Below are 22530 nucleotides of genomic sequence, written 5' to 3'. Positions count from 1 at the left end.
AGAAAAGAAATGCTAAAATCACCTTATGAGAAAAAAGACGATTAAAAACGCTAGTGCTGTTATTAATGAATTGATGGATAAACCCCATTATAAACCTTTAAAAAGCTTATTTTTTTGTAAAGATTTTTTAAATTCTTTCCCCCCTGCTAAACAACGCTTGATTGCTAAAATTTATGTAAAAAATCATATTTTAAACATCATAACCTTACATCCAGCAGCTTATCAAGAACTAAACCATGATGATAGCAAAACTTATATTAAAGTTCTCATAAAAGCGTATGGACAAAAATATCCTTTAAGTGAATTTGTTTCCATAAAAGAGCTTAGAATTTTTTCTCAAAGATACAGCCTTAAAGCAAATAAAAATGAGGAAAAGCCCCCTAAAAAGCCCTATATAGAGCTTTCTAAGGGGGAATTTAAAAATTGCTTTGAAGATGAAATTTTGTTTGAAAAATTTGAAAAGTTAAGAGAGCTTATCAAAAAAGGCTCAAGTCTTGCCTAAAAATATCTTAGAAAATGAGCTAAAAAGCCTTCCTAATAGTGCTGGGGTGTATCAGTATTTTAACCAAGAAGGAAAGCTTTTGTATGTAGGCAAGGCTAAAAACCTTAAAAATCGCGTTAAATCTTATTTTGCTTTCACTCCTTATTTGCACGCTAATCCAAGGACATCTTTAAGAATTCAAAAAATGATTGAAGAAACGACCCATTTGGAATTTATCACTACAAATTCAGAAGCTGATGCTTTGATTTTGGAAAATTCTTTTATCAAGCAGCTTAATCCAAAATACAATATTTTATTAAGAGATGATAAGACTTATCCTTATATTTATGTGGATTTTGAAGAAGATTTTCCGCGTTTTGAAATCACTAGAAAATTAGTGAAAAAAAACAAAATTAAATATTTTGGACCCTTTTTTAAGGGTGCAAGAGAACTTTTAGACGCACTTTATTTGCATTATCCCTTAAAGCAAAAAGCAAACTGCAAGAGTCCTTGTATTTTTCATCAAATTTCTCGTTGTCTTGCACCTTGTAATAAGAGCCTTAGCAAGGAAAAATATAGTGAAATTTTAACTAAGGCTACCCACGCACTTTTAAATCCTAGCATTTTGATTAAAAATTTAGAAAAACAAATGCTTGCTTTGGCACAAAATGAAAATTACGAAGAAGCAGCAAAGTTAAGGGATAAAATCGCAACGATTAGGGATTTGGAGGTTAAAATTGAGATAGATATTGCAAGATTAGAGGATTTTGAAGTTTTTGCTTTGGCTTTTGAAAATTCTATGCTTTCAACTTTGCGTTTTGTGGTGCAAAATGGAAAAATCATCAGTGTCAATTCCAAAATCACTCCTATCAAAAACGATGCGGGATGGGATAAAAATGAGATTTACAAACAGCTTATTTTGGAAAATTTTAGCATAGATATTCCCTTGCTTGCAAACTCGATTTATGTGTATGAGGAATTTGAAGATAGGGGGCTTTTGGAAGAAATTTTAAGCCAAAGATTTAAAAAGAAAATCCGCATTAAAACGCCAAAAATAGGAGAAAAAAGAAGAATTTGCGATTTGGCTTTTCACAATGCACTTTTAAATATCAAAAAAGAGCAAAAAACTTCTAATATACAAGAAGAATTGAAAGCTTATTTTGAGCTTGAAAATTTGCCAAATTATATAGAAATTTTTGACAATTCTCATTTACAAGGTGTGGCAAAGGTCGGAGCTATGGTTGTTTATAAAATCAATGCTTGGGATAAGTCGGCTTACCGTAAATTTCATTTAAAATATAAAAATGACTATGAGCAAATGCGTGAAGTTTTAACGCGTAGGGCTTTGAAATTTGATAAAACCCAGCCCCCTGATTTATGGCTTATAGATGGGGGAAAGGCTTTGCTTGATTTGGCAAGAGAAATTATTTTAAGTAGCGGGGCTAATGTCGATGTTTTGGCTATTTCAAAAGAAAAAATCGATGCAAAAGCACATAGGGCTAAAGGGGGAGCTAAAGACAAAATTCACTCCATAAAAGGAGAATTTGCTCTAAGTATTAACGATAAGAAATTACAATTCTTACAAAAATTAAGAGATGAAGCGCACCGTTTTGCCATCAGCTTTCATCAAAATACCAAGAAAAAACAAGATTTAACAAGTTCTAAGCTAATGAATTTAGGGCTTAGTGCAGGAGCCGTGCAAAAGCTTTTGGCGTATTATGGAAGTTTTGAAAATATACACAAAGCCGATTTTGAAGAGCTTGTAATGCTTGTGGGTAAGAAAATAACGCAAAAAATAAAGGAAAATTGATTGTTATTAGCGGGGATAATTTTTGTTTTTAATGTCATTTTGGCTTATTTAAGCATTGATATTTCAAAGCTTGATGAGAGGCTTGAGCAATTAAAGCTAGTTTTATTTGCTAGTATTTTTATTTTATCTTTAACGCTTTTGATTAGCTCTTTTAAACGAAATAAAAACACAAGAAAAATTCATCAAAAAATTTTTTCTATGCAAAATGATTTTTTGAATTTTGAGAAAAAGAGTGAGCTTAATGATGTGCTTGATTTGTTGAAAGAAAAATTGGAAAATATGGGGCAAAATTGGACTAAAATTTCCCACGAAAAAGATAAATATCTGCATTTGCTGGAAGAAAATTTATACCAATTAGGAAATATAGCCGATGCGATGCGTTGCTTAAATGAGACTTATGATAAAGAAATAAATACTTTGATTTTAAACGCTTTAAATTCCCAAAAAGAGCAGATTAGACTGGAGTTAAATCAGGCTTTAGAGCATCATAAAAGCATTATAGGGACATCTAAGGGCAAGGTTTTAAGGTTTGAAGCGAGTGTAGCGATAGTGAGTAACGATGAGCTTGAGAGTTTTTTACTTGCGAATTTACTTTCTTATTTTGGAGTAGAAAGCACTTGTTTTAAGAATTTAAGTTTTGATGTGAATGATTTTCATTTGGTTTTTGTCAAGGATAAAATCTTAGAAAATATGAAGAAAAATTATGATTTTATAGTTATTACTCGTCATAAAAATACACATTATGAGTATTTTTTAACCCTGCCTTTTGAGAAAAAAGAGCTTGAAAATATTTTAAGAACTAAGCTTGATAAGCTTTGTGCTTTGAAATTTAAAACCCCTTATCAAAATAATGTATTGCTGTTTAAGCAAAATGATTTTGATGCGAACTTATTTTTTAATATCATAGAAAAGCAATGCGATAAAAATATATGTATCAATTCTTTTACCCAGTTAAAACAAGAATTAGCCAAGCAAACTTACCGTTTGATTTTGCTTGATTATGAACTCATTAAATTTGACCTTGAACAAATGAGAAATTTACTCAGTGCTTATAAAAAACAACACCCCCAAAGTCATATTATCTTTTTTTCTAAGGAAAAGCTTAGGGATTTTGATTGTGTGAGTGAAGTTTTAGGCGATGTGAGTAAAAATGAACTCATAGCCTTGCTTAGAAAATATTTGCCAAAAGCTTAAGCTTTGTAAAATTTAACCCCAGCTAAATTAAGAATTCTAACCTTTTTTTCTTTAATCAACTCATTTAGAAGAATTTTAGATTTCTCGTCCCATTTTGCTTCGATGTCTAATTCGCTTTGAGAGCGTAAATGAAGCATTTTTAATAATTCTTCTTCATCAAGGCTTAATTTTTCGCCTTCATAATGCCTTTTAGCCAAAAGCACGGGAGTGCAAGTTATGAGTTTGGAAAGTTCTAAAAGTTTTTCTTCGCTTACCTTTTTAACCGCATAGGCTGGGGGGCGGTCTAGGGTGCTTAAATCCACTCTTAGAGGCTTTATTTTTTTTAGAGCCTTATTCAGTGCTTTAAATTCAGCTTCATTATCGTTAAGGTCCTTAACAACAAGGATTTCCATAATCAAAGCTCCCTTAAACTGCACTCTAAATTCTGCCATTTTTTCTATCATTTTTTCCAAATCTATGCTCTTTAAAGCCCTATCAATGCGGTAAAAAGTTTTGGCTATGGCACTATCTAGACTGAATTTAACAACATCTAAATTAAGCAAAGCCTTAAATTTATCTTGATTTAACACCGCTGTGCCGTTGCTTAGAATGAGTAATTTTTTACCCTTAGCTAGCTTGCGTAAGGAGGTTATTAATTCATCTAAATAAGGATAAAGGCTAGGTTCTCCATTGGCTGTAAGTGTAAGAAAGTCAAAGGCTATATTTTTTTTAAGCACCGCTTCTACTTCGCTTAAAATTTGCTCAACACCAATGACTTCATCTTGTTTTTCTTGAGTTTTTTTAGCTTCAAGCTCACAATAAACACAATCAAAATTGCATTGTTTTTTGCTAGGACTTAAATCTATGCCTAAAGACCTTCCAAAGCGTCTTGAGCTTACAGGTCCAAAGAGAATTTTCATCTAGCTGAGCTTTCTTTTACAAGCTTGATAAAATATTTTGCATTTTCAACAGGAATATCGGGCAAAATTCCGTGTCCTAGGTTGAAAATATGGGCTTTATCTTGCATAATTTTTAAGATTTTTTCCACAGCTTCTTTAATGGCGTTTTTATTATAAAGTCTGCAAGGCTCCATATTGCCTTGAAGGGTGTATTTATGGGCTAATTTATCGCGTGCTAACTCAAGTGGAGTGCTCCAATCTACCCCAAAAACATCAAAATTTCCACCTATTTTATCCAAATAAGCACTAATGCCTTTAGGAAATAAAATCACGGGTATATTAGGGTATTTATCCTTAATAAAATTAGAGATTTCTAGCATATAATTAAAAGAAAATTCAAAGAATTTATCATATTCTAAAGCACTTGCCCAACTATCAAAAATTTGCACAGCATTAGCACCCGCTTTGATTTGCTCTTCTAAATAAAGCTTTAAAACCCCGGTAAGTTTGTTTAGAATTTTGTGTAAAAGTTCTGGATTTTGATAAAGCATTTTTTTGCATTTTGCGTAATTTTTGCTGCCACTTCCTTCTATCATATAAGTAGCTATGGTCCAAGGACTTCCGCAAAAGCCTATTAAAGCTTTATTTTGAGATAATTTTTCCCTAGTAAGCTTTAGGGCATCATAGACATAAGATAATTTTTTATAAGCTCTGTAATCATCAAGTTTTTCTAAGTCTTCTAAGCTTGTAATAGGATTATCAAAAACAGGTCCTTCTCCTTTTTCAAAACGCAAATTCATACCCATTTCAAGCGGAACAACTAAAATATCTGAAAAAATAATTGCCGCATCAACATCTAAAATATCAACAGGCTGTAAAGAAACTTGCGAAGCCTTTTTGTAGTCTTTGCATAAAGAGAGAAAATCCCCCGCTTGTTTTCTTACTTCCATATATTCGCTCAAATACCTTCCTGCTTGACGCATCATCCAAATAGGAGTATAGGGTGTGGGTTTTTTAAAGCAAGCATCGATAAAAATCATTATTGTCCTTTTACCCCATTTCCCGCATCAATTGTAGCAAAAAGCTTGTTAAGCAAGGTCTCTTCGTTTTTTTTGTATGTATCTTCTCTCATTTTTTGCCAAGCATAAGTTCTAAAGTCTTCCCTAACAGCACTAAGATTTAAATCTTCATTGCTAAAATTATCCTGACTTATTTTTTCTTCTTTGTTTTTCACTTCGTTTAAGGCTGCTTGAAATTCGTCCGCTGAAGTGTTTTTTTCTTTAAGCTTGGTGCTAAAGACTGGGTTTGATGTTTTTTGAGTTTGTTCAACTAGCATTTTTTCTCCTTTGTTTGATTTGATTTAAAATAAGCAATTTCTATTCCATTTTTTAGGTTTTTGCCTTTTTTCGATTCAATTTTTGATAATTTATCTTATCTTTTGCAAAAAGTAGGGTTAAAATCAAAGCAGGACTTAAAAACAAAGCCGCAAAAATAGCATTAAATTCCACTCCAAAAGAGCTCAAAACCAACCCGCCAAAAAAACTAGCTAAGGCTATGCCTACATTAAAGGCGGCTTCATTGACGCTTATAGTGCTATCGATGAAGCTAAAGCTGTGTCTTTTAGCCTTAGCAAGGCTTAGAATTTTAAGTGCTGAAATAGCCGAAAAACCAAAAAATCCCACAAAGGCTAGGTTAATGACTATTAAAACTTTTGAATTCATAGTGATAAAAACGCACAAAAAGCTAAGAATTTCAGCACTTAAAATCACCCTTAAAGACATTATAGCACCGAATTTTTCGACCATTTTTCCGCCCCATAAATTTCCAAAAATCGCACAAATTCCATATAAAAGCAAGATAGCAGCACTATCTTGCACCCTAAAACCACTCACATTAACAAGCAGTTCTTGGACATAAGTATAAAGTGCAAACATCGCCCCACAAGAGCAAATGGTGATAATGTAAGTTTTAAGCAGATTAGGATGAGAAAAGGCAGGTATAAGGCTTTTTAGGCTAGTAGGACTAGGATTCATAGTTCTTGGCATCATATAAAAAATTCCTAAAAATGCAGCTAGAGCGATGAAAAAAATCAGCAAAAATATAAATTTAAAGCCAAAATAATGCCCTATAAAGCTACCAAGCGGAACGCCTGTAACTAGTGCCACAGTAAGCCCTGTAAAGAGTATGGCTAGAGCATAGGAGCGTTTATGGCTAGGCACTATGATATTTATAGCCAAAGTTGAGATGACAAAAAACACCCCGTGTCCCATACCTGCGATAAAACGCGCTAGGGCTGTTAGGGCGAAATTATCGCTAAAAAAGATGAGTAAATTCGCTAAGGCAAAAACGCCTAAATTGATTAAAAGCTGGGTGTGGCGGTAAAAATGGCTAAGGGGTATGGTAGCAAGGGGTGCGCCTATGACAACGCCAATGGCATAAAGTGTAGTGAGATAACCCGCACTCTTCGCACTCACACCAAAATAATTTTGCACATCGACTAAAACTCCTGCCATCACAAATTCCGTAACACCTAAGGCAAAGGCACTAAGAGCCAAAGCAAAAACCGCTTTTTTGTAATTTTCCATTTTTATCCTTTTTAAATATTTTTAAGTTTGATTGAATTTAAATTTTGTGGAGTGGGCTAGGGGGGGGGGATTTGTCATTTTTAGGGCAAAACGCACGGCTTCTAAATAGCTTTTCGTGCTGATTTTAGCATTTTTATAAGCCTTGTCAAAGGCTGTGCCGTGATCTACACTGGTGCGAATGATGGGTAAATTTAAGCTTACATTAATGCTCTTTTCAAAATACAAAGCCTTAAGCGGTGCTAGGGCTAGGTCGTGATACATCGCTACAAGCCGTTTGCAATTTTTTAAAGAAGTCTTGGTAAAGGCGGTATCGGCGATTAAAATTTCACTCAAATAGGGTTTATCTGCCTTAAAGGCTAAAAGCAAGGCTTGGGCGATTTTTTCATCCTTTAAAGCTCTTTCTAAAAGGCTTTTAAAAGGGAGTTTAAGCTCAGTTAAAAAGGCATTTTGCACGCTTTTTTTAGAGCGAAGAAAGGCTAAAAAGGCATTAGCAAAATCAAGAGCTTTTTGCATAATTTTTTCTTCCTTGCCCCCTATAACTCCATAATCTGAAGCGTGAGGATTAAAGCCTAAAAGTCCTATTTTTTTAAAGCCACTTTGCAAGTGAAAATGAATCAAAAAACGACTCAAAGCTTTAAATTCAATGCGTTTTGAAACGCTATTTAAAGGAATATGCTCGGTAAAAAGTCCCACAAAAAGCTCTTTACAACCTAGCATCATAATGGCTTCTTTTTTGAAAAAATGCCCCAAAAAATGCGTATGTCCCTTAAAAGCTACTCCACCAAGCTGCCAAGCTTTTTTGTGTATGGGTAGGGTAATAAGAGCGTTTGCGTGACAAGTTGCTACAAAATGCGTTGCCGCTTCAAAGCTTAAAAAAGCATAAAGACCGCTTTTAGCGTCTATTTTTCCTGCTTTGATGTCAAAATCATTTTCCACTTCAAAGGATAGGGGGGCGTTAAATTCAAAGACTTTGGGGCGGATTTCTTTAAAAGCGTAGTTTAAAGAGCGTTTAAAAAAAACTAAATTCGCATTTTCAAGCTCTAAATTCAAAAGCCTTAAGCCCTGATGGAGTAAATTTTCGTGTAAAAAATAATAAGGCTCACAGCTCTTACAAAGCTCTTTATGGGAACGCACCAAAAGCTCAAGCCCTATGCCGTTAATATCGCCTATGCTAATAGCTAGTTTTTTCATCTTTTAAGCAGCTCTTTCATCTCTAAGATAGCCTTGCTAAGTCCTACAAAAATAGCTCTTGCTACTATGCTTTGTCCTATGTTTAATTCACAAATTTCTTGGATTTTTACAATTTGTTTTACATTTTTGTAATTTAGCCCGTGTCCTGCGGCGACTTTTAGTCCTAAATTCACTCCTTTTTTAGCACAAAATTCAAGCCTAGCTAGTTCTTCGGCTAATTTTTCTTCAAGCTCTTTTTTGCTTAAATTAAATTCTTTTAATGCAAAGGCAGTATGAGAGATATTGCTAAAAAGAGCGTTGTGTAAATTGGCATAAACTCCTGTGTGAAGCTCTATAAAATCGGCTTTTAATTCGTGAGCTTTTTCTATGTCTTCTAAGCTGGGATTTATAAAAAGCGAAACTTCGATATTGGCATTTTGAAGCCTTTCTATACTTGGTTTAAGTGCGGCGTGATTAAGATTAAGCCCCCCTTCTGTGGTAAGTTCTTCTCTTTTTTCAGGCACTAAGCTAACGCGGTGGGGTTTTAGTCTTAAGGCTAAATTTAAAATTTCTTCATTGCAAGCGCATTCTAGATTAACAGGACTTTTGCAAAAGCGTAGTATGTTTTCTAAATCAAAATCTTGAGCGTGGCGGCGGTCCTCTCGTATGTGTAGGGTGATTTGGTCGCCAAATTGGGCTGCTATAAAAGCAGCTTCTAAAAGCTCAGGGTCATTGACCTTCCTTGCTTGTCTTAAGATTGCGATGTGGTCTATATTTACACCTAAAAGCATATTTTTCCTTTAGAATTTTTTCGCTATTATACTACAAAACACATAAGGAAAACGATGTTAGGAATTGATTTGGGCTCAAATACTTTAAGAGCGGTGCAAATGGATGAGAAGTTGAATAAATTAAAAGAATATGAATTTATCATTGGTGCGGCAAGGGGGCTAAATCACAGCGGGGATATTTCTAAAGGAGCCATACGAAGATTAAAAGAAGCTTTTGGTGTTTTGGCTAGGGAGCAAGATTTAAGCAAAGCAAGAGCCGTAGCCACAGCGGCTTTTAGAAAGGCTAGCAATACAAATGCGATTTTTGCTGAGTTAAAAAAAGAATTTGGGATTAAAATCGAGCTTATAAGTGCTAAGAGTGAGGCAAGGCTTAGTGTTTTGGGTATGCAAATGGGCTTAAAAAGGCTGAAAATTTGGGGAGAGTTTGCGTATTGTGATTTGGGTGGGGCTTCTTGTGAGCTTTCTTTTGGGAAAAGTTTTAAAAGTTTTGATTTTGGCATCATTAGTTTTTATGAAAAAAATGAGCGTTATCCTTCCAAAAATCCTAGCTCTTATAAGAAAATTTTAAAAAAATATCCTCAATTTATCGCAAAAATCAAGGACAAAAAACTTAAAATTCATTTTTTAATCACAAATCCTTGCTTAAAAAATTTAGCTTTTAAAGCCTTTGATGAGGTAGAGAATATAAAAAAAGAACTCAAGCGTTTGGGGGTTAAGATAGTGGTTTTAAACTCAGGGGTTCCTACAACTCTTAGTGCTTTAAAGCAAAATTTAAGCTATGAAAAATACGAGGCAGCTAAGGTCAATGGTAAAAGGCTTTGTTCTAGGGATTTTTTACATTATGCTATGAAGCTTTTTTATATGAATGAGAGTAAAGCCATAAAAGAAGTGGGTAAAATGCGAAAGAATTATTTAAGTGCAGGTTGTTTGCTTTTTTATGCTTTGTTTGACAAACAGAGACTTTTGGTGATGGATGAAGGTTTAAGAGAAGGGCTTTGTTTGGCAAGTGCTAAAAATATAAGCTTTTAGCCCTTTTGAAATTCAAAAAAGTGGAATTTTTCATCGAAATTAAAAAACAAAATTTTACTTTGCCTAAGGAAATTCTCATAGCTTTTTAAATTCTTGTTTTTTGTGTATTCTAATAATTTTTCAAAACCAAAATCAATCAAAGCCTTGCTTTGTTTTTCAAAGGCTAAAAGTTTAAAATCAAGCTCCTTTATAAGCTGTTTAATATGGGTAAAATTTACATTATAAGTCAAATCACTCTTGCCAAAAAAATCCTTCAAAGACACTTCAAAGGGGCTAAAAACTTCGTGTTTTTTATAAATTCTTAGGCTAAATTGTTGTGGGTTTAAAAGCCCATAATCAAAAGCCGCAAAGACAAATTTTTCACAAGCAAGATTAAGCTCATTAAAAAAAAGTTTAAGCTGGGGAGAATATTCTCCTTTTGTAAGCCCTAAGCGATTACATTCTTCAAAAAGCTTTTTATCTATGGGCTTAAAAAACATTTTAAAATTCTCAACAAAAGCCATTTTATCCCCATCAATCAGCTCACAAGCAAAGCTATCAAAAAGCTCATTGCAGAAGAAAAAGGCGTTTTTAAAATGGCATTCTTTTAAGCTAGTTTTGTGGCTAAATTCCACTCCTTCTAAGTTCTTTTTTTGCAAGGCTCTTAATTTCTCGTGTGGTTCTATGATAAAAAAAGAAAGAGAAGAAAAAATTTCAGGTCTAAAATCAAGCAAGGCAGATAAAAAATCACGGCTTAAGTAGCCTTCATTAGCTCCTATTTCTACAATTTGCACGGGTAGGGATAGGATTTTTTCATCGATTAGGGTTAAAAAATGTTTTGCCAAAAGCGTTCCAAAAAGATTTCCCACACTCACAGCAGTGAAAAAATCCCCACTCTTACCTATATTTACAGCGTTTTTATAGTAATTTTCAACCAACCAAGAATGAGAAAATTCGCTAAATTTCATTGAAAAAGGGCGTTAAATTTAGTGATAAAGTCTAAGGGGTCAATTTGCTTGCCACCCGCAAAAATTCCAAAATGCAAATGCGGTCCGCTTACTCTGCCTGTGGCTCCGCTAAGTCCTAGAATTTGACCCTTTTGAACCCTTTGTCCTACTTTGACATCAATTTTTGAAAGATGATAATACTGCGAGTAAATGCCAAAGCCGTGGTCGATTATCACTGAATTTCCTGCAAAATAGCGATTTTTTGCGATTTTCACTATGCCTGAATTTGCGGCTTTAATGGGTGTTCCACTAGCTGCTCTAAAGTCTGTTCCGCTATGATAACTCGCTACTTTTTCATTAAAAGTTCTTGCCTTACCAAAATCACTTGTGATAAAAGAATTTAAAGGCACATTGAAAGCACCCTTAAATAAAGCTTGCGGAGTGTAAGAACTATAAAGCTCATTGGCTTCTTTTAATTCTTTAGCAATGCGTTCTTGCACTGCTTTGGGTGGAAAAATTTTTTTGTTTTCAACATTTAATTTTTCACTTTTATAATTACCCTCTAAAGTTTTTATAAAAATTTCTTCTTTTTTATCTTTGTAAAATAGGCTAAGTTTGGTATTTTGCGGGGGATTTTTATAGGGCAAAGAAAAGATGGCTATAATTTTTTCTTTGTTTTTAGGGTGGGTAAAAGTAGGGATGTTTTTATCCTTATTTTTTAAGGCTAGAAAATCTTTCTTATCTAGCTCTAAAAATAAGGCTTGACCTTTGACAAGTTCTAAATTTTGAGTGCCAAAAAGCCCAAGAGTAAGGCTTAAAAAAAGCCAAAAAGCTTTCATAGGCTCAACTCTTTAATATCAGCAATCTTTAAAAACTCTGCGTAAATTTCATAAACTAGAGCCTGACGGTTGTTTTTAAGTTTTTCATCATCGGCATTTATCATCACCTTATCAAAAAATTCATCAATAAAGGGCTTGAGTGCGAAAAGATTTTCAAGCTTTTCTTCTAAGCAAGGGGTTTTGATTTTTTCCTTAAAAGCTTTGTAAAGTTTGCTTTCTTCTTCTTGAGTAAAAAGTGCTTCATCGACCTTGTGAGTTGTTTTGTTAGCGATATTAGCCAGTCTTTTAAAGGTGGCAAAATTTTCACTAAAATTATCTTTTTTGCTAAGTTTTATAAGGGCATTGACGCTTTGATTGATGTGAATAAGGTCTGTGTTTTTGGAGCTTAAAACCGCTTTGATAAAAGAGGCATTTACCTCATAAAGGGTGTATAATCTTTCAAAAATAAAATCTTTCAAAGCTTGTATATCAAAGCTTTTATAAAGGCTTGAAAGTTTTTCTAGCAAGGCTTTAATATCGCATTTTTTGTTTAAATTTAAAATGATTTTTATGATTCCATTTGCAGAGCGTCTTAGGGCGTAAGGGTCTTTTGTCCCGCTTGGAATTTTTCCTATGCTAAAAAGCCCCATAAGAGTGTCAAGCTTGTTCGCAAGGGCTACTATGCTTGAAAATTCTGTGCTTGGAAGTGGGGCTTGTTCTGCGTTGGGTAGGTATTGTTCTTTTATGGCTAAACAAATTTCAGGTTCAAAGCCCATTTTTTGAGCGTAATAGCTCCCCATAATGCCTTGTAAATTCGTAAATTCATAAACCATTTGCGTCCCTAAGTCCGCCTTAGCAAATTGAGTGGCTTTAGAAATATTTTTTATATCCTTATTTTCAAAAAGCTCACATAAAAACTCTGCGATTTTAAGTTCTCTTAAGCTTTTATCTTGCATTGTGCCTAAGCCTTCCATATAGGTCATTTTGGCAAGTTTTTCAGGCTTTAAGCCACTTTGTAAATCATTTTGATAAAAAAACATAGCATCGCTTAATCTTGCTCGTAAAACCCTTTCATTTCCGTGTATGATTTTTGAGTAGTCTTTGCATACTGCATTGCTTACTAAGATAAAATGATTGCTTAAAGCTTTGTTATTAAAAACGGCAAAATAGCGTTGATTTTCTCTCATAGAAGTGATAATTACCTCGCTAGGAAGTTCTAAAAATTCTTCTTCAAAACTCCCTAAAAGTGCATTAGGATATTCTGTGATGGCAACTACTTCGGCTAAAAGCTCTTCATCTTCTGTAATTTGTATATTGTTTTGTTTTTCTAGTTCTTTAAATTGTTTGAGAATTTTTTCTTTTCTTTTGAGTGGGTCTAAAATGATGTAATTTTTCTCCAAGAGTTCAAAATATTCTTGTGCATTATTAAAATCCTTTAAATCATAGCTCACGCTTCTATGCACGAAGGTTTTTTTAGCACTTTTAACTCCATAAGCTTCAAAAGCGATTAAATCATTATTTAAAATACAAGTTAAAGAGCGGATAGCACGGATAAATTCGAAAGAATTCGCCCCCCAACGCATACTTTTGCCAAAACTAAGATTTTTTAGAACTTTCTTTATCATTTCACCCAAAAGCTCTTGGCTTCGCAAACCTTTAATGGCTTTTTGATGGTATAAAACTTCTTTGCCTTTGATTTGCTTAAAACCAAGTTCGCTTTCATCAATACCTGCTTTTTGCAAAAAACTTAATCCTGCTGGAGTTAAAATTCCGTCTTTATACGCGACATTTTTGGGCGCTCCTACAAACTCAGCAAAGCTATCTTCTTGCTTTAAGGGGAAATTCTTGTGGAAAAAAACCAAACGGCGTGGAGTGTAATAAAAGCTAAAATCACTTTTTAAGCGATATTCTTCTAAAATACTTTTCCATTTTTTTTCTATGTTCGCTAACTCTTTTAATAAAGCAATAGCGGGTAATTCTTCTGTGCCGATTTCTATTAATAATTCACTCATTATTTACTCTTTTAAAAATTGATTTGTCATTTTAGCTTAAGTTCATTAAAAAACTTATAAATATTTTTCTAAAAAGCCCTTAAGTTCATTTGCATTGCTAAATTCATTAGCTTTTAAGGAAGTGGTGGCATACCATTTAGCGTGAAAATAGGGCAAATTAGCGTTTTTGGCAGCTTCTTCATCCTTTTGGCTATCGCCTATAAAAAGGCTTGTTTCATAGGGTGCTTCGCTTTTTAAAAGCTTTAGCATCATAGGATGGGGCTTGGGTTCTATGCCTACTTGCACACCTAGAATTTTATCAAAATAGCTCTTAATATCTTGTTTTTCTAGTATGCGAGTAAGAGAGCTTTGAGGTGCGTTTGTAGCTATGGCTAAAAAGCATTGCTTTGCCTTTAAAAAATCCAAAAGTTCTCTCACGCCTTCAAATAAAATCACGCTTTTTTCATAATGCTTTACAAAATATTTTTCAAAGCCTTCTTTGAAGGTAGAATGATGAAAATCATCTATATTATAAAGTTCTTTTGCCCAGTTTATATGAGGCGTGTTGATGGTTTGCATAATCACTTCTCTTGAAAGTGGAGCCAAATTTAAATTCTCTCTTATCTCATTAACCGCACAAGAAATAGCATTGGCACTATCGATTAAAGTCCCATCCATATCAAAAAATACATTTATCATTCATAATCCTTTAAGTAATTTTTATGTTTTTCTTTTTTTTCACCTTGTTTTTTTTGCTTATCCAAAGCGTTAGCAAGAGCTAAAAGTTCGTTTTTTTCTTTGGAAAAATTAAGACAGGCATTGACAAAAAATTCAAGATTTTTTGCGTAAGTGGAATTAAGTATTACGGCGGGGTCTTTTTCAAAAAATTTAGCATTTTTTAGCATTCTTTCTTCAAATTTAGCCTTATTAAAATCTTCTCTTTTAAGTGCAGACTTAGCCGCACTAAAAAATTTCTCAAGCTTTCTTAGATACTTTATGCGTAAGGCTTTTTCTTCGTTTTTTGTCAAAATTTTTCCTTAGGTATTTTTATGAATTCTGCATTCTAGGGCTTCTTGGACTAAATTTCTTGCGATAACTTTTTCAGAGCGGACTATGCGTATGTTTTCATCTATACTAGAAAAAAGCAACTTTTTTAAAGTCCCACTAACGTGGATTATCGTATCTATGGGCTTTGGATAATTAGCTAGAATTTGACAAAGCATTTCAAGTTTGGCTTCATTAGTAACCGTGATGATGGCTACGGCACATTCTTCTATATTGGCGATTTTTAAGGTTTCTTCTTGAGCAGCATTAGCAAAAACAACATTTTCTCCGCGACTTACTCCAAGTTCTACTAAATTTAAATCGCTTTCTAAAACTAAATAAGGCACACCCGTATTTTTTATTTTTTGCACCACTTCTTGCCCTAAGCGTCCATAGCCAAAGATAACAAGATGGTCTTTTAATTTAATATTTTTGTCAATATTTTGCGGGGTGTCAGTGTTAAGGGTCATATCTTCTACGACATTGGTTATTTTTCTTATGTTGTTTAAAATAAAAGGCGTGATAATCATCGTTAGAATAGATACTACGATTAAAATTTGAGAAGTTTTAATATCTAGCATATTTTTTGCTTGTAAAAGTGCAAAAATTGCTAGTGCAAATTCTCCTATTTGTGCTATAGAAAAGGCGGTTTTTAGTGCCACTCTTTTTTTGGTATAAAGAAATAAAAAACCAAAAACGATTCCAAATTTTAAAGCCATTACAAGAAGGGTTAAGGCTAGGATTAAAAACCAATTTTGTGCTACAACATCAAGTTGAATTTGCATACCCACAGTGATAAAAAAAAGTCCCAAAAGCAAGTCTCTAAAAGGGATTAAGTCCGCTTCGATTTTATGTTTATATTTTGTTTCTGCTATCAAAGCACCTGCTATAAAAGCCCCTAAAGAATAAGAAAATCCAAAATAATTTGCTAAAAAACTTGCTCCAATAACCATAAATAAAACAGTGCTGATAAAAATTTCTTGCGAAGAAGTATGGATAATAAGTCTAAAAATTCTATCTACTAAATACTTACCTATGAAAAATAATAAAGTGATTAAAATAAGTGCTGAGATAAGCGTAGTGAAAAGAAGTTTTTCTATGTTTTGATTATTAGATGAAAAGATATCTACAAGTAAAAGCAAAGGAATAACAGCTATATCTTGAAAAAGCAAAATACCTAGAGCTTTTCTGCCATATTGTTCATTTATATCACCATTATCATTTAAAATTTTAAGCACTACTGCAGTTGATGAAAGTGCTAATGCAAAACCTACTATGGTGGCACTTTTATCCCCAAGTCCTAAAATTCCTATGGCAAGTAGCATAAAAACAAAGCCACAAGTAAGCATTTGTAAAGAGCCATTTAAAAAAACTTCTTGTTTCATTGCCATAAGGTGTTTAAAAGAAAATTCAAGTCCTATAGTAAACATCAAAAATACTATTCCAAATTCAGCTATATGGATAATTTCGCCTTTGCCGCTTAAATGATAAATTTCGGAAATAATTTCTCCAGCAGCTATATATCCTATGATAGTTGGAATTTCAAATTTTTTGAATATAACATTTAAAACAATAGCTATAGCGGCAGTGATTAAAAAAATTTCTAAAAAATTATCCATTCTTTTTTATTTTTTCTCATAAAAAATCAAATCAAAGCTATTTTTGTGTTTAACCACAGCCTTTGAATTGCCACCATTGCTTTTTTTATCAAGCTCTAAACGCAGTTCATCGATTAAAGTTTCAAATTCGTGGAGTTGGTTTTTTAGTTTTAAAATCACATCCACTCCAGCCAAATTAATACCCATATCCCTAGTAAGTCTTAATATAAGCTTAATCCTATCAATATCCCTTTGAGAATACAGCCTGATTTTACCATCTGTGCGGTTAGGCTCTATCAAACCTTCTCTTTCGTATTGCCTTAGGGTTTGAGGATGTATGCTTAAAACCTTAGCGACCACACTGATTAAATATACAGGTTCATCATAATGGTGTTCCATTTTTACTCCTTTTTAAGGTAATTTTTCTTTTAAGAGTTCTATAAATTTTTCATCAAAACTTTCTAAATTAGGCAAAATGACATTTAAAATTAAATACATATCCCCATAAATTCCGCTTTTGCGGTTTTGCACCCCATAACCTTTGATACGAATTTTTTGCCCATTTTTCGAGTTGGGTGCTATGCTTGTAGTGGCTTCTTTCTTGCCTTCTTTTAAGGTATTTATGGTGATTTTACCACCAAAAAGAGCGGTTTTTAAAGAAATATCAACCTTTTGATACAAATCATCATCTTCTCTTGTGTAAATAGGACTTTCTTCAATTTTTACAGCGACAATCAAGTCCCCACGCCTCCCATTATGACTCATTTTGCCTTTGTTAGGAACTCTTAATTTTTCTCCGTCTTTAATGCCGTGGGGAATTTTTTTAATTTTGATAGTTTCTCCTCTGAAATTAAAGCTATATTCCCCGCCTAAAACAGCCTTTTCAAAGGGTATGCTAAGTTCTGAGTGCAGGTCTAAATCTTCTTCTTCAAAAAAACCCCTTGAAGAAAAGCCATTAAAACGATTTTGAGAACCGCCCTGTCTAAAGTTTCTTTCAAAGCCACCCCCAAAACCCCCGCTAAATAAATTATTGAGTATATCATTAATATCCACCCCACCTGCATTTCTTGAAAAATCGTGAAAGCTTTGTCCGCCGAACATAGAGTCGCCATATTGGTCATATTGAGCGCGTTTTTTTTCATCGCTTAGAATTTCATAAGCGGCGGTGATTTCTTTGAATTTTTCTTCCGCACCTTTTTCTTTGTTGATGTCAGGGTGGTATTTTCTAGCCAAACGCCGATACGCTTTTTTAATCTCATCGCCACTGGCATTTTTACTCACTCCAAGAGTTTCGTATAAACTATTCATCTTATAATCCTTACTTGTATTCTTTAAAAATTTCGAAAAAATTTTACTTGTTATAAAGGTTTGGATTATAACATAAACTTTAGCCTAAGTCAATCAAGTTTTATAAATTTTTATCACTCAAGGTTTTATTTACAATTTTTTAAATTTTGAGTTTTATACTATGAACTTAGTAAAATATTTTACAAAATCATTTTTGAAAAAGGAAATAAAATGAAAAAAATTTTTTTATCATTAAGTTTGGCAAGTGCTTTATTTGCCGCAAATGTAAATTTTAGCGAGGCGAATGAAACAAGCACTCGTCTAAGTCCAGCTGAGACTAATGCGGTGCTTTCTTATCACGATTCTATCAAAGATGCGAGAAAATCTGTTGTGAATATTTCTACTTCAAAAACCATTACAAGAGCAAATCGTCCAAGTGCTTTAGATGATTTTTTTAATGACCCTTATTTTAAGCAATTTTTTGATTTTGATTTTCCGCAAAGAAAAGGAAAAAGCGATAAGGAAGTGGTAAGTTCTTTAGGTTCGGGTGTGATTATCTCAAAAGATGGTTATATAGTTACTAATAATCATGTGGTCGATGATGCGGATACTATTGTGGTAAATTTACCCGGAAGTGATACAGAATACAAAGCAAAACTTATAGGCAAAGACCCAAAAACAGATTTGGCTGTGATTAAAATAGAAGCTAATAATCTTTTGGCTATTACTTTTACAAATTCAGATGATTTAATGGAAGGCGATGTGGTTTTTGCTCTTGGAAATCCTTTTGGTGTGGGTTTTAGTGTAACAAGTGGGATTATTTCGGCTTTAAATAAAGACAATATAGGTTTAAATCAGTATGAAAATTTTATACAAACGGACGCTTCTATTAATCCCGGAAATTCAGGCGGGGCTTTGGTTGATAGTCGTGGGTATTTAGTAGGGATTAACTCAGCCATTCTTTCTAGAGGAGGTGGAAATAATGGCATAGGCTTTGCCATACCTTCAAATATGGTTAAGGATATAGCCAAAAAACTTATAGAAAAAGGCAAGATTGATAGGGGATTTTTAGGCGTTACTATTGCGGCTTTACAGGGCGATACGAAAAAGGCTTATAAAAATCAAGAAGGAGCTTTGATTACCGATGTGCAAAAAGGTTCAAGTGCTGATGAAGCAGGGCTTAAGCGTGGGGATTTGGTAACTAAGGTAAATGATAAAATCATTAAGGGTCCAAATGATCTTAAAAACTACATAGGAACTTTAGAAATAGGGCAGAAAATTGCATTAAGCTATGAAAGAGATGGGGAAAATAAGCAGGTAAATTTCACGCTTAAAGGCGAAAAAGAAAATTCCAAAACTACACAAAATGATTTGATTGAAGGCTTAAATTTGAGCGATTTGGATTTAAGACTTAAGGAGCGTTTGCAAATTCCAAGAGATGTGAGCGGGGTTTTGGTCAATAGCGTTAAGGAAAAAAGTAAGGGAAAAAATTCAGGCTTTAAAGAAGGCGATATTATCATAGCTGTTGGGCAAAATGAAGTTAAAAATTTAAAAGATTTAGAACAGGCTTTAAAGCAAGCAAACAAAAAAGAATTTATTAAAGTTTGGGTATATAGAAATGGTTTTGCAAGCTTGCTTGTGCTTAAATAAAAATAACGAAAGGAGAAATTGCCTTTCGTTATAAATTTTAGTTTAAAATTAAAACCAAGTTTAAAATAAAGGAATACTATGACAAATATCCTTATGATAGAAGATGATTTAGAACTAGCCGAAATTACAGCAGAATATTTAGAAAAATTTGATATGAAGGTCGATATAGCTCACGAGCCTTATATAGGGCTTTCTAAGCTTGCTTTAAAAGAATATCAACTTATCATTTTAGACCTTTCTTTGCCCGGACTTGATGGGCTTGAGGTTTGTGAAGAAATTCGCAAAAAATACGATACGCCTATTATTATTTCAAGTGCGAGACACGATATTAGCGATAAGGTCAATGCTTTAGAGCTGGGTGCGGATGATTATTTGCCTAAGCCTTATAATCCTAAGGAGCTTCAAGCTAGAATTAAAAGTCATTTAAGACGCATTTCTAACACAAAAAGTGCCATAGCAAAAAGCGTAAAAGAACTTGTTTATGACCCTTATAAACACATTATTACTATGAAAGGGCAAGAGCTTACTTTAACCAATGCTGAATTTGATATTTTGAGCTATTTGATTAAAAAAGAAGGCGGGGTGGTGAGCCGTGAGGAGCTTGTGTATAATTGCTCTTCTATTAGCGAGGATAGTTCTAATAAAAGCATAGATGTTATCATCAGTAGAATTCGTCAAAAAATGGGCGATGACCCTAAAACTCCAAAATATATCCATTCTATCCGTGGAATAGGCTATAAACTCACTCAATGAATAAATCTTCGATTTTTTACACTATAACTTTTATTTTTATTTTTGCTGGAGTTAGTGTTATATTGGGCTTTTTGTGGCTTATAGAATACGACCAGCAAAATTACACAAGGGAATTAAATACAAAATATTCTCTCATAGCCAATGCCAGACTTTTAAATTTTGCAGGAGTGATTAGCGAAAGAGAATTTGAAGAGCAAACGAAAAATTATAATAAAATGGACGAAATTTCACAGCCCAAGCAAATCCGTAAAGTTCTTTTTAGGGGTGAGGTTTTAGCCAGAGTTGAAGTGAATAATGGTTTGATTGAAATTATTTCTTATGATAGGCAGGTGTATTTAAATATCATTTATGATGGTAAGGTTTATTTATACAAAGACCAAGATTATCAAACTTATAGATATTTTATTTTTAAAGCCATAGCTGTGGCTATGATTTGCATACTTGTGTTACTTTATATTTATATCTTTAAAAAATTAAAACCGCTTAAAAGACTTAAAAAACAAATCGATAAATTCGCACAAGGAAAACTAAGTGATATAGAAGATGTAAGCACGGGAGTGGATGAAATTTCACAAGTGAGTGAAGCTTTTTATCAAGCCATCGTTCAAATTCGCAAACTCAATCAATCGCGTCAATTTTTTTTAAGAAATATTATGCATGAGCTTAAAACGCCTATCACTAAGGGTCTTTTGACCTTAGAAATGATAGAAGATAATAAATATAAAGAGCGTTTAAATGGGGTTTTTACTAGGCTTGAAATTCTTATTAATGAATTTGCTGCTATTGAGCAAATCACTTCAGGAGCCGCCTTTATAAATAGAAAAAAATACAATCTTTTAGATGTTTTAGATGAGGCTAAAGAAATTGCAATGCGAGATGATAATAATATACGCATTTTTATGGAAGAAAGCTTTTTTGTCAATGTGGATTTTAAACTCTTTACTACGGCGATTAAAAATATGATAGATAACGGTATTAAGCATTCTGAAGATGGTTTTGTGGAAATCAATATTAGCGATGATTATATTTGTTTTAAAAATCGTGGTCCTGAGCTAAATAATACCTTAGAATACTATACTCAAGCTTTCACTCAAGGCTCAAAGCAAAAATCAAGTTTTGGACTGGGGCTTTATATAGTCAATACTATTTTAGAAACGCACGGAATGAAGCTTGATTATTTGTATGAAGAGGGGGTAAATTTGTTTTATTTTAGAAAGTTAAAAAGCGTTATTGTTAAAGAATAGCTTGATTTTATAAAAAATGTATTTTTATATAAAAATTCCTTGACAAAGTTTTTTAATTTTACTATAATCACATTTTGTTTTTGAATATTCCGGATTAGCTCAGCGGTAGAGTAGGCGGCTGTTAACCGCTTGGTCGTAGGTTCGAATCCTACATCCGGAGCCACAACTCCATTTTGTATTCATAAAGTATTTTAATTAAAATTTAAACGAGCCTTTATCACATTTTGTGATAAAGTTTTTTTATTCTGTTTTTTTGAGATTTTTAACAATTTTATCTATTTTTTTACTCGCCTTTTGATAATCCCCATCTTTGAGCTCTTCTAAAGCTTCAATGGCAAAATCAAAATCCCCAAATTCACTACTATTAGAATCTTCTTGAAGATTTTTAACAATTTTATCTATTTTTTTACTCGCCTTTTGATAATCCCCATCTTTGAGTTCTTCTAGGGCATTGACAGCAAAAGAAAAATCTTCGATTTCATTAAGATAAGCCTCTATTGCTTCTTTTACTATGGCTGATTTTGGTTTAGAAAGATTTTTGCTTAAATTATCTAAGCGTTCTTTGAGTTCTAAAGGCATTCTAAGGGAATAAGTTTTTACATTTTGTTTCATTTTTCATCCTTCTTATGAATGTTTTTTGTGAAATTTAATAGCTTGTTTGCAAGTTTTGCAAGTAAATTTACGACCTTGCAATTCTATTTTTTGATGAATGCTATAAGGAACATCGTGAAATTTATTTGGACAATTGCAAATGTAAAGATAAAATTGTGGGTATTCGTCATCTTCATCTTCTACTGCTTCAAAACTAACATCATCACCTTCATCTGTGGATAAAGAAGAGCTTCTCCATTTTTCAACTTTCATATCTTCATACAATATGTGTTCTAAAAGCCATTTTTTAGCCACTATATAAAGCTTTTCTTTAAGGTCATTGGTTGATTTGATATCTTTAATTAAATTAATCATAGTTTGGATAATTTCTTTGTGTATCTTACGATGTTCTTCAAAATTTGGATAGCCTATTAGCTGCATATATTTTTCTTCATCATTAAAATGGTCTTTCATATAGTTAAAAAATTCAGCCAAAAGCTCTTTTACTTCATTTTTGCTGACAGACCTATCCGATACAATTTCAACTTTTGCAGCAAGTTCAAAAAGTTTTTTGTGCTGTTCATCGATTTTGGCATTATGCACACTATAGCTATTATCCCATTTTGGAAGCATTTTCACTCCTTAAGGAAAAATTCATCTGTATTAAGGATTATAGATAAAAATAAATTA

General features: G+C 33.1%; 22 protein-coding genes, 1 tRNA gene and 1 pseudogene. 8 read left to right on the top strand and 16 right to left on the bottom strand.

Annotated features, from left to right (window positions below; all coding sequences use genetic code 11):
• Positions 1-25 precede the first annotated feature (25 nt).
• The 3 genes from ACLL8X_RS01630 to ACLL8X_RS01620 are packed head-to-tail and all read left to right on the top strand — an operon-like array spanning position 26 to position 3485.
• Positions 26-502, top strand: coding sequence for a hypothetical protein (locus ACLL8X_RS01630; protein WP_411989206.1), 477 nt, complete (start codon positions 26-28; stop codon positions 500-502).
• On the top strand, positions 495-2291 hold the full coding sequence (uvrC, locus tag ACLL8X_RS01625; protein ID WP_411989205.1) for an excinuclease ABC subunit UvrC: 1797 nt from the start codon (positions 495-497) through the stop codon (positions 2289-2291). The genes ACLL8X_RS01630 and uvrC overlap by 8 nt, the downstream gene beginning before the upstream one ends.
• Positions 2292-3485, top strand: coding sequence for a hypothetical protein (locus ACLL8X_RS01620; protein ID WP_411989204.1), 1194 nt, complete (start codon positions 2292-2294; stop codon positions 3483-3485).
• Here ACLL8X_RS01620 and ACLL8X_RS01615 read toward each other — a convergent pair.
• The 6 genes from ACLL8X_RS01615 to ACLL8X_RS01590 are packed head-to-tail and all read right to left on the bottom strand — an operon-like array spanning position 3482 to position 8909.
• Positions 3482-4384 carry a radical SAM protein gene (locus ACLL8X_RS01615; protein WP_411989203.1) on the bottom strand — a complete coding sequence of 301 codons (903 nt, stop codon included), beginning with the start codon at positions 4382-4384 and terminating at the stop codon, positions 3482-3484. The genes ACLL8X_RS01620 and ACLL8X_RS01615 overlap by 4 nt on opposite strands.
• Complete coding sequence (gene hemE / locus ACLL8X_RS01610; protein ID WP_411989202.1) at positions 4381-5403, bottom strand: uroporphyrinogen decarboxylase; 1023 nt, start codon at positions 5401-5403, stop codon at positions 4381-4383. The genes ACLL8X_RS01615 and hemE overlap by 4 nt, the downstream gene beginning before the upstream one ends.
• Complete coding sequence (locus tag ACLL8X_RS01605; protein WP_411989201.1) at positions 5403-5699, bottom strand: invasion antigen CiaC; 297 nt, start codon at positions 5697-5699, stop codon at positions 5403-5405. Before ACLL8X_RS01605 ends, hemE begins: the two co-directional genes overlap by 1 nt.
• A gap of 52 nt (positions 5700-5751) precedes the next feature.
• Positions 5752-6948, bottom strand: a complete 1197-nt coding sequence (locus ACLL8X_RS01600) for an MFS transporter (RefSeq protein ID WP_411989200.1) — start codon at positions 6946-6948, stop codon at positions 5752-5754.
• A 21-nt stretch (positions 6949-6969) separates the two neighbouring features.
• A complete protein-coding gene (pdxA, locus tag ACLL8X_RS01595) occupies positions 6970-8139 on the bottom strand; it encodes a 4-hydroxythreonine-4-phosphate dehydrogenase (protein ID WP_411989199.1) in 1170 nt (389 codons plus the stop codon).
• Positions 8136-8909, bottom strand: coding sequence for a pyridoxine 5'-phosphate synthase (locus ACLL8X_RS01590; RefSeq protein ID WP_411989198.1), 774 nt, complete (start codon positions 8907-8909; stop codon positions 8136-8138). The genes pdxA and ACLL8X_RS01590 overlap by 4 nt, the downstream gene beginning before the upstream one ends.
• A gap of 54 nt (positions 8910-8963) precedes the next feature.
• Between ACLL8X_RS01590 and ACLL8X_RS01585 the strand changes: the two genes are divergently transcribed.
• Complete coding sequence (locus ACLL8X_RS01585; RefSeq protein WP_411989197.1) at positions 8964-9938, top strand: Ppx/GppA phosphatase family protein; 975 nt, start codon at positions 8964-8966, stop codon at positions 9936-9938.
• Here the strand turns inward: ACLL8X_RS01585 and ACLL8X_RS01580 are convergent.
• Genes ACLL8X_RS01580 through ACLL8X_RS01545 form a run of 8 tightly spaced genes read right to left on the bottom strand, consistent with a single transcriptional unit; the run spans position 9935 to position 17623 of the window.
• Positions 9935-10885: an SAM-dependent methyltransferase gene (locus tag ACLL8X_RS01580; RefSeq protein ID WP_411989196.1), complete on the bottom strand. Its 951-nt coding sequence runs from the start codon at positions 10883-10885 to the stop codon at positions 9935-9937. The genes ACLL8X_RS01585 and ACLL8X_RS01580 overlap by 4 nt on opposite strands.
• Positions 10882-11703 carry a peptidoglycan metallopeptidase Pgp3 gene (gene pgp3 / locus ACLL8X_RS01575; RefSeq protein ID WP_411989195.1) on the bottom strand — a complete coding sequence of 274 codons (822 nt, stop codon included), beginning with the start codon at positions 11701-11703 and terminating at the stop codon, positions 10882-10884. The genes ACLL8X_RS01580 and pgp3 overlap by 4 nt, the downstream gene beginning before the upstream one ends.
• Positions 11700-13694 carry a glycine--tRNA ligase subunit beta gene (gene glyS / locus ACLL8X_RS01570; RefSeq protein ID WP_411989194.1) on the bottom strand — a complete coding sequence of 665 codons (1995 nt, stop codon included), beginning with the start codon at positions 13692-13694 and terminating at the stop codon, positions 11700-11702. Before glyS ends, pgp3 begins: the two co-directional genes overlap by 4 nt.
• A gap of 54 nt (positions 13695-13748) precedes the next feature.
• The gene (locus ACLL8X_RS01565) at positions 13749-14372 is read right to left on the bottom strand and encodes an HAD family hydrolase (protein WP_411989193.1); all 624 of its coding nucleotides are present in this window, start codon (positions 14370-14372) and stop codon (positions 13749-13751) included.
• Positions 14369-14701 carry a hypothetical protein gene (locus ACLL8X_RS01560; protein WP_411989192.1) on the bottom strand — a complete coding sequence of 111 codons (333 nt, stop codon included), beginning with the start codon at positions 14699-14701 and terminating at the stop codon, positions 14369-14371. The genes ACLL8X_RS01565 and ACLL8X_RS01560 overlap by 4 nt, the downstream gene beginning before the upstream one ends.
• Positions 14702-14710: 9 nt before the next feature.
• Positions 14711-16336, bottom strand: a complete 1626-nt coding sequence (locus tag ACLL8X_RS01555) for a cation:proton antiporter (protein ID WP_411989191.1) — start codon at positions 16334-16336, stop codon at positions 14711-14713.
• A gap of 6 nt (positions 16337-16342) precedes the next feature.
• Positions 16343-16714 (bottom strand): heat shock protein transcriptional repressor HspR, encoded by a 372-nt coding sequence (locus tag ACLL8X_RS01550; protein ID WP_411989190.1) that lies wholly within the window; start codon positions 16712-16714, stop codon positions 16343-16345.
• Positions 16715-16726: 12 nt separating this feature from the next.
• Complete coding sequence (locus ACLL8X_RS01545; RefSeq protein ID WP_411989189.1) at positions 16727-17623, bottom strand: DnaJ C-terminal domain-containing protein; 897 nt, start codon at positions 17621-17623, stop codon at positions 16727-16729.
• A gap of 210 nt (positions 17624-17833) precedes the next feature.
• Between ACLL8X_RS01545 and htrA the strand changes: the two genes are divergently transcribed.
• The 4 genes from htrA (at position 17834) to ACLL8X_RS01525 (ending at position 21412) form a co-directional block, all read left to right on the top strand.
• The gene (gene htrA / locus ACLL8X_RS01540) at positions 17834-19252 is read left to right on the top strand and encodes a serine protease HtrA (protein WP_411989188.1); all 1419 of its coding nucleotides are present in this window, start codon (positions 17834-17836) and stop codon (positions 19250-19252) included.
• Positions 19253-19330: 78 nt separating this feature from the next.
• A complete protein-coding gene (locus ACLL8X_RS01535; protein WP_411989187.1) occupies positions 19331-20005 on the top strand; it encodes a response regulator transcription factor in 675 nt (224 codons plus the stop codon).
• Entirely contained in the window at positions 20002-21249 is a 1248-nt protein-coding gene (locus ACLL8X_RS01530) for an ArsS family sensor histidine kinase (protein WP_411989186.1), read from the top strand. Before ACLL8X_RS01535 ends, ACLL8X_RS01530 begins: the two co-directional genes overlap by 4 nt.
• Positions 21250-21337: 88 nt before the next feature.
• Positions 21338-21412 (top strand) — tRNA-Asn (locus ACLL8X_RS01525).
• A gap of 209 nt (positions 21413-21621) precedes the next feature.
• On the opposite strand, the pseudogene ACLL8X_RS01520 reads toward ACLL8X_RS01525, so the two are convergent.
• Together ACLL8X_RS01520 and ACLL8X_RS01515 are read right to left on the bottom strand one after the other, a co-directional pair.
• Positions 21622-21861 (bottom strand): annotated as a pseudogene (locus tag ACLL8X_RS01520) (ribbon-helix-helix protein, CopG family); the annotation flags it as partial.
• Between the two features lie 12 nt (positions 21862-21873).
• Positions 21874-22473 (bottom strand): bacteriohemerythrin, encoded by a 600-nt coding sequence (locus ACLL8X_RS01515; protein WP_411989185.1) that lies wholly within the window; start codon positions 22471-22473, stop codon positions 21874-21876.
• Positions 22474-22530 lie beyond the last annotated feature (57 nt).

The organism is Campylobacter parajejuni (genome assembly GCF_046764905.1).
Classification (GTDB): domain Bacteria; phylum Campylobacterota; class Campylobacteria; order Campylobacterales; family Campylobacteraceae; genus Campylobacter_D.
This window is presented reverse-complemented; position numbering and strand designations above follow the sequence as displayed.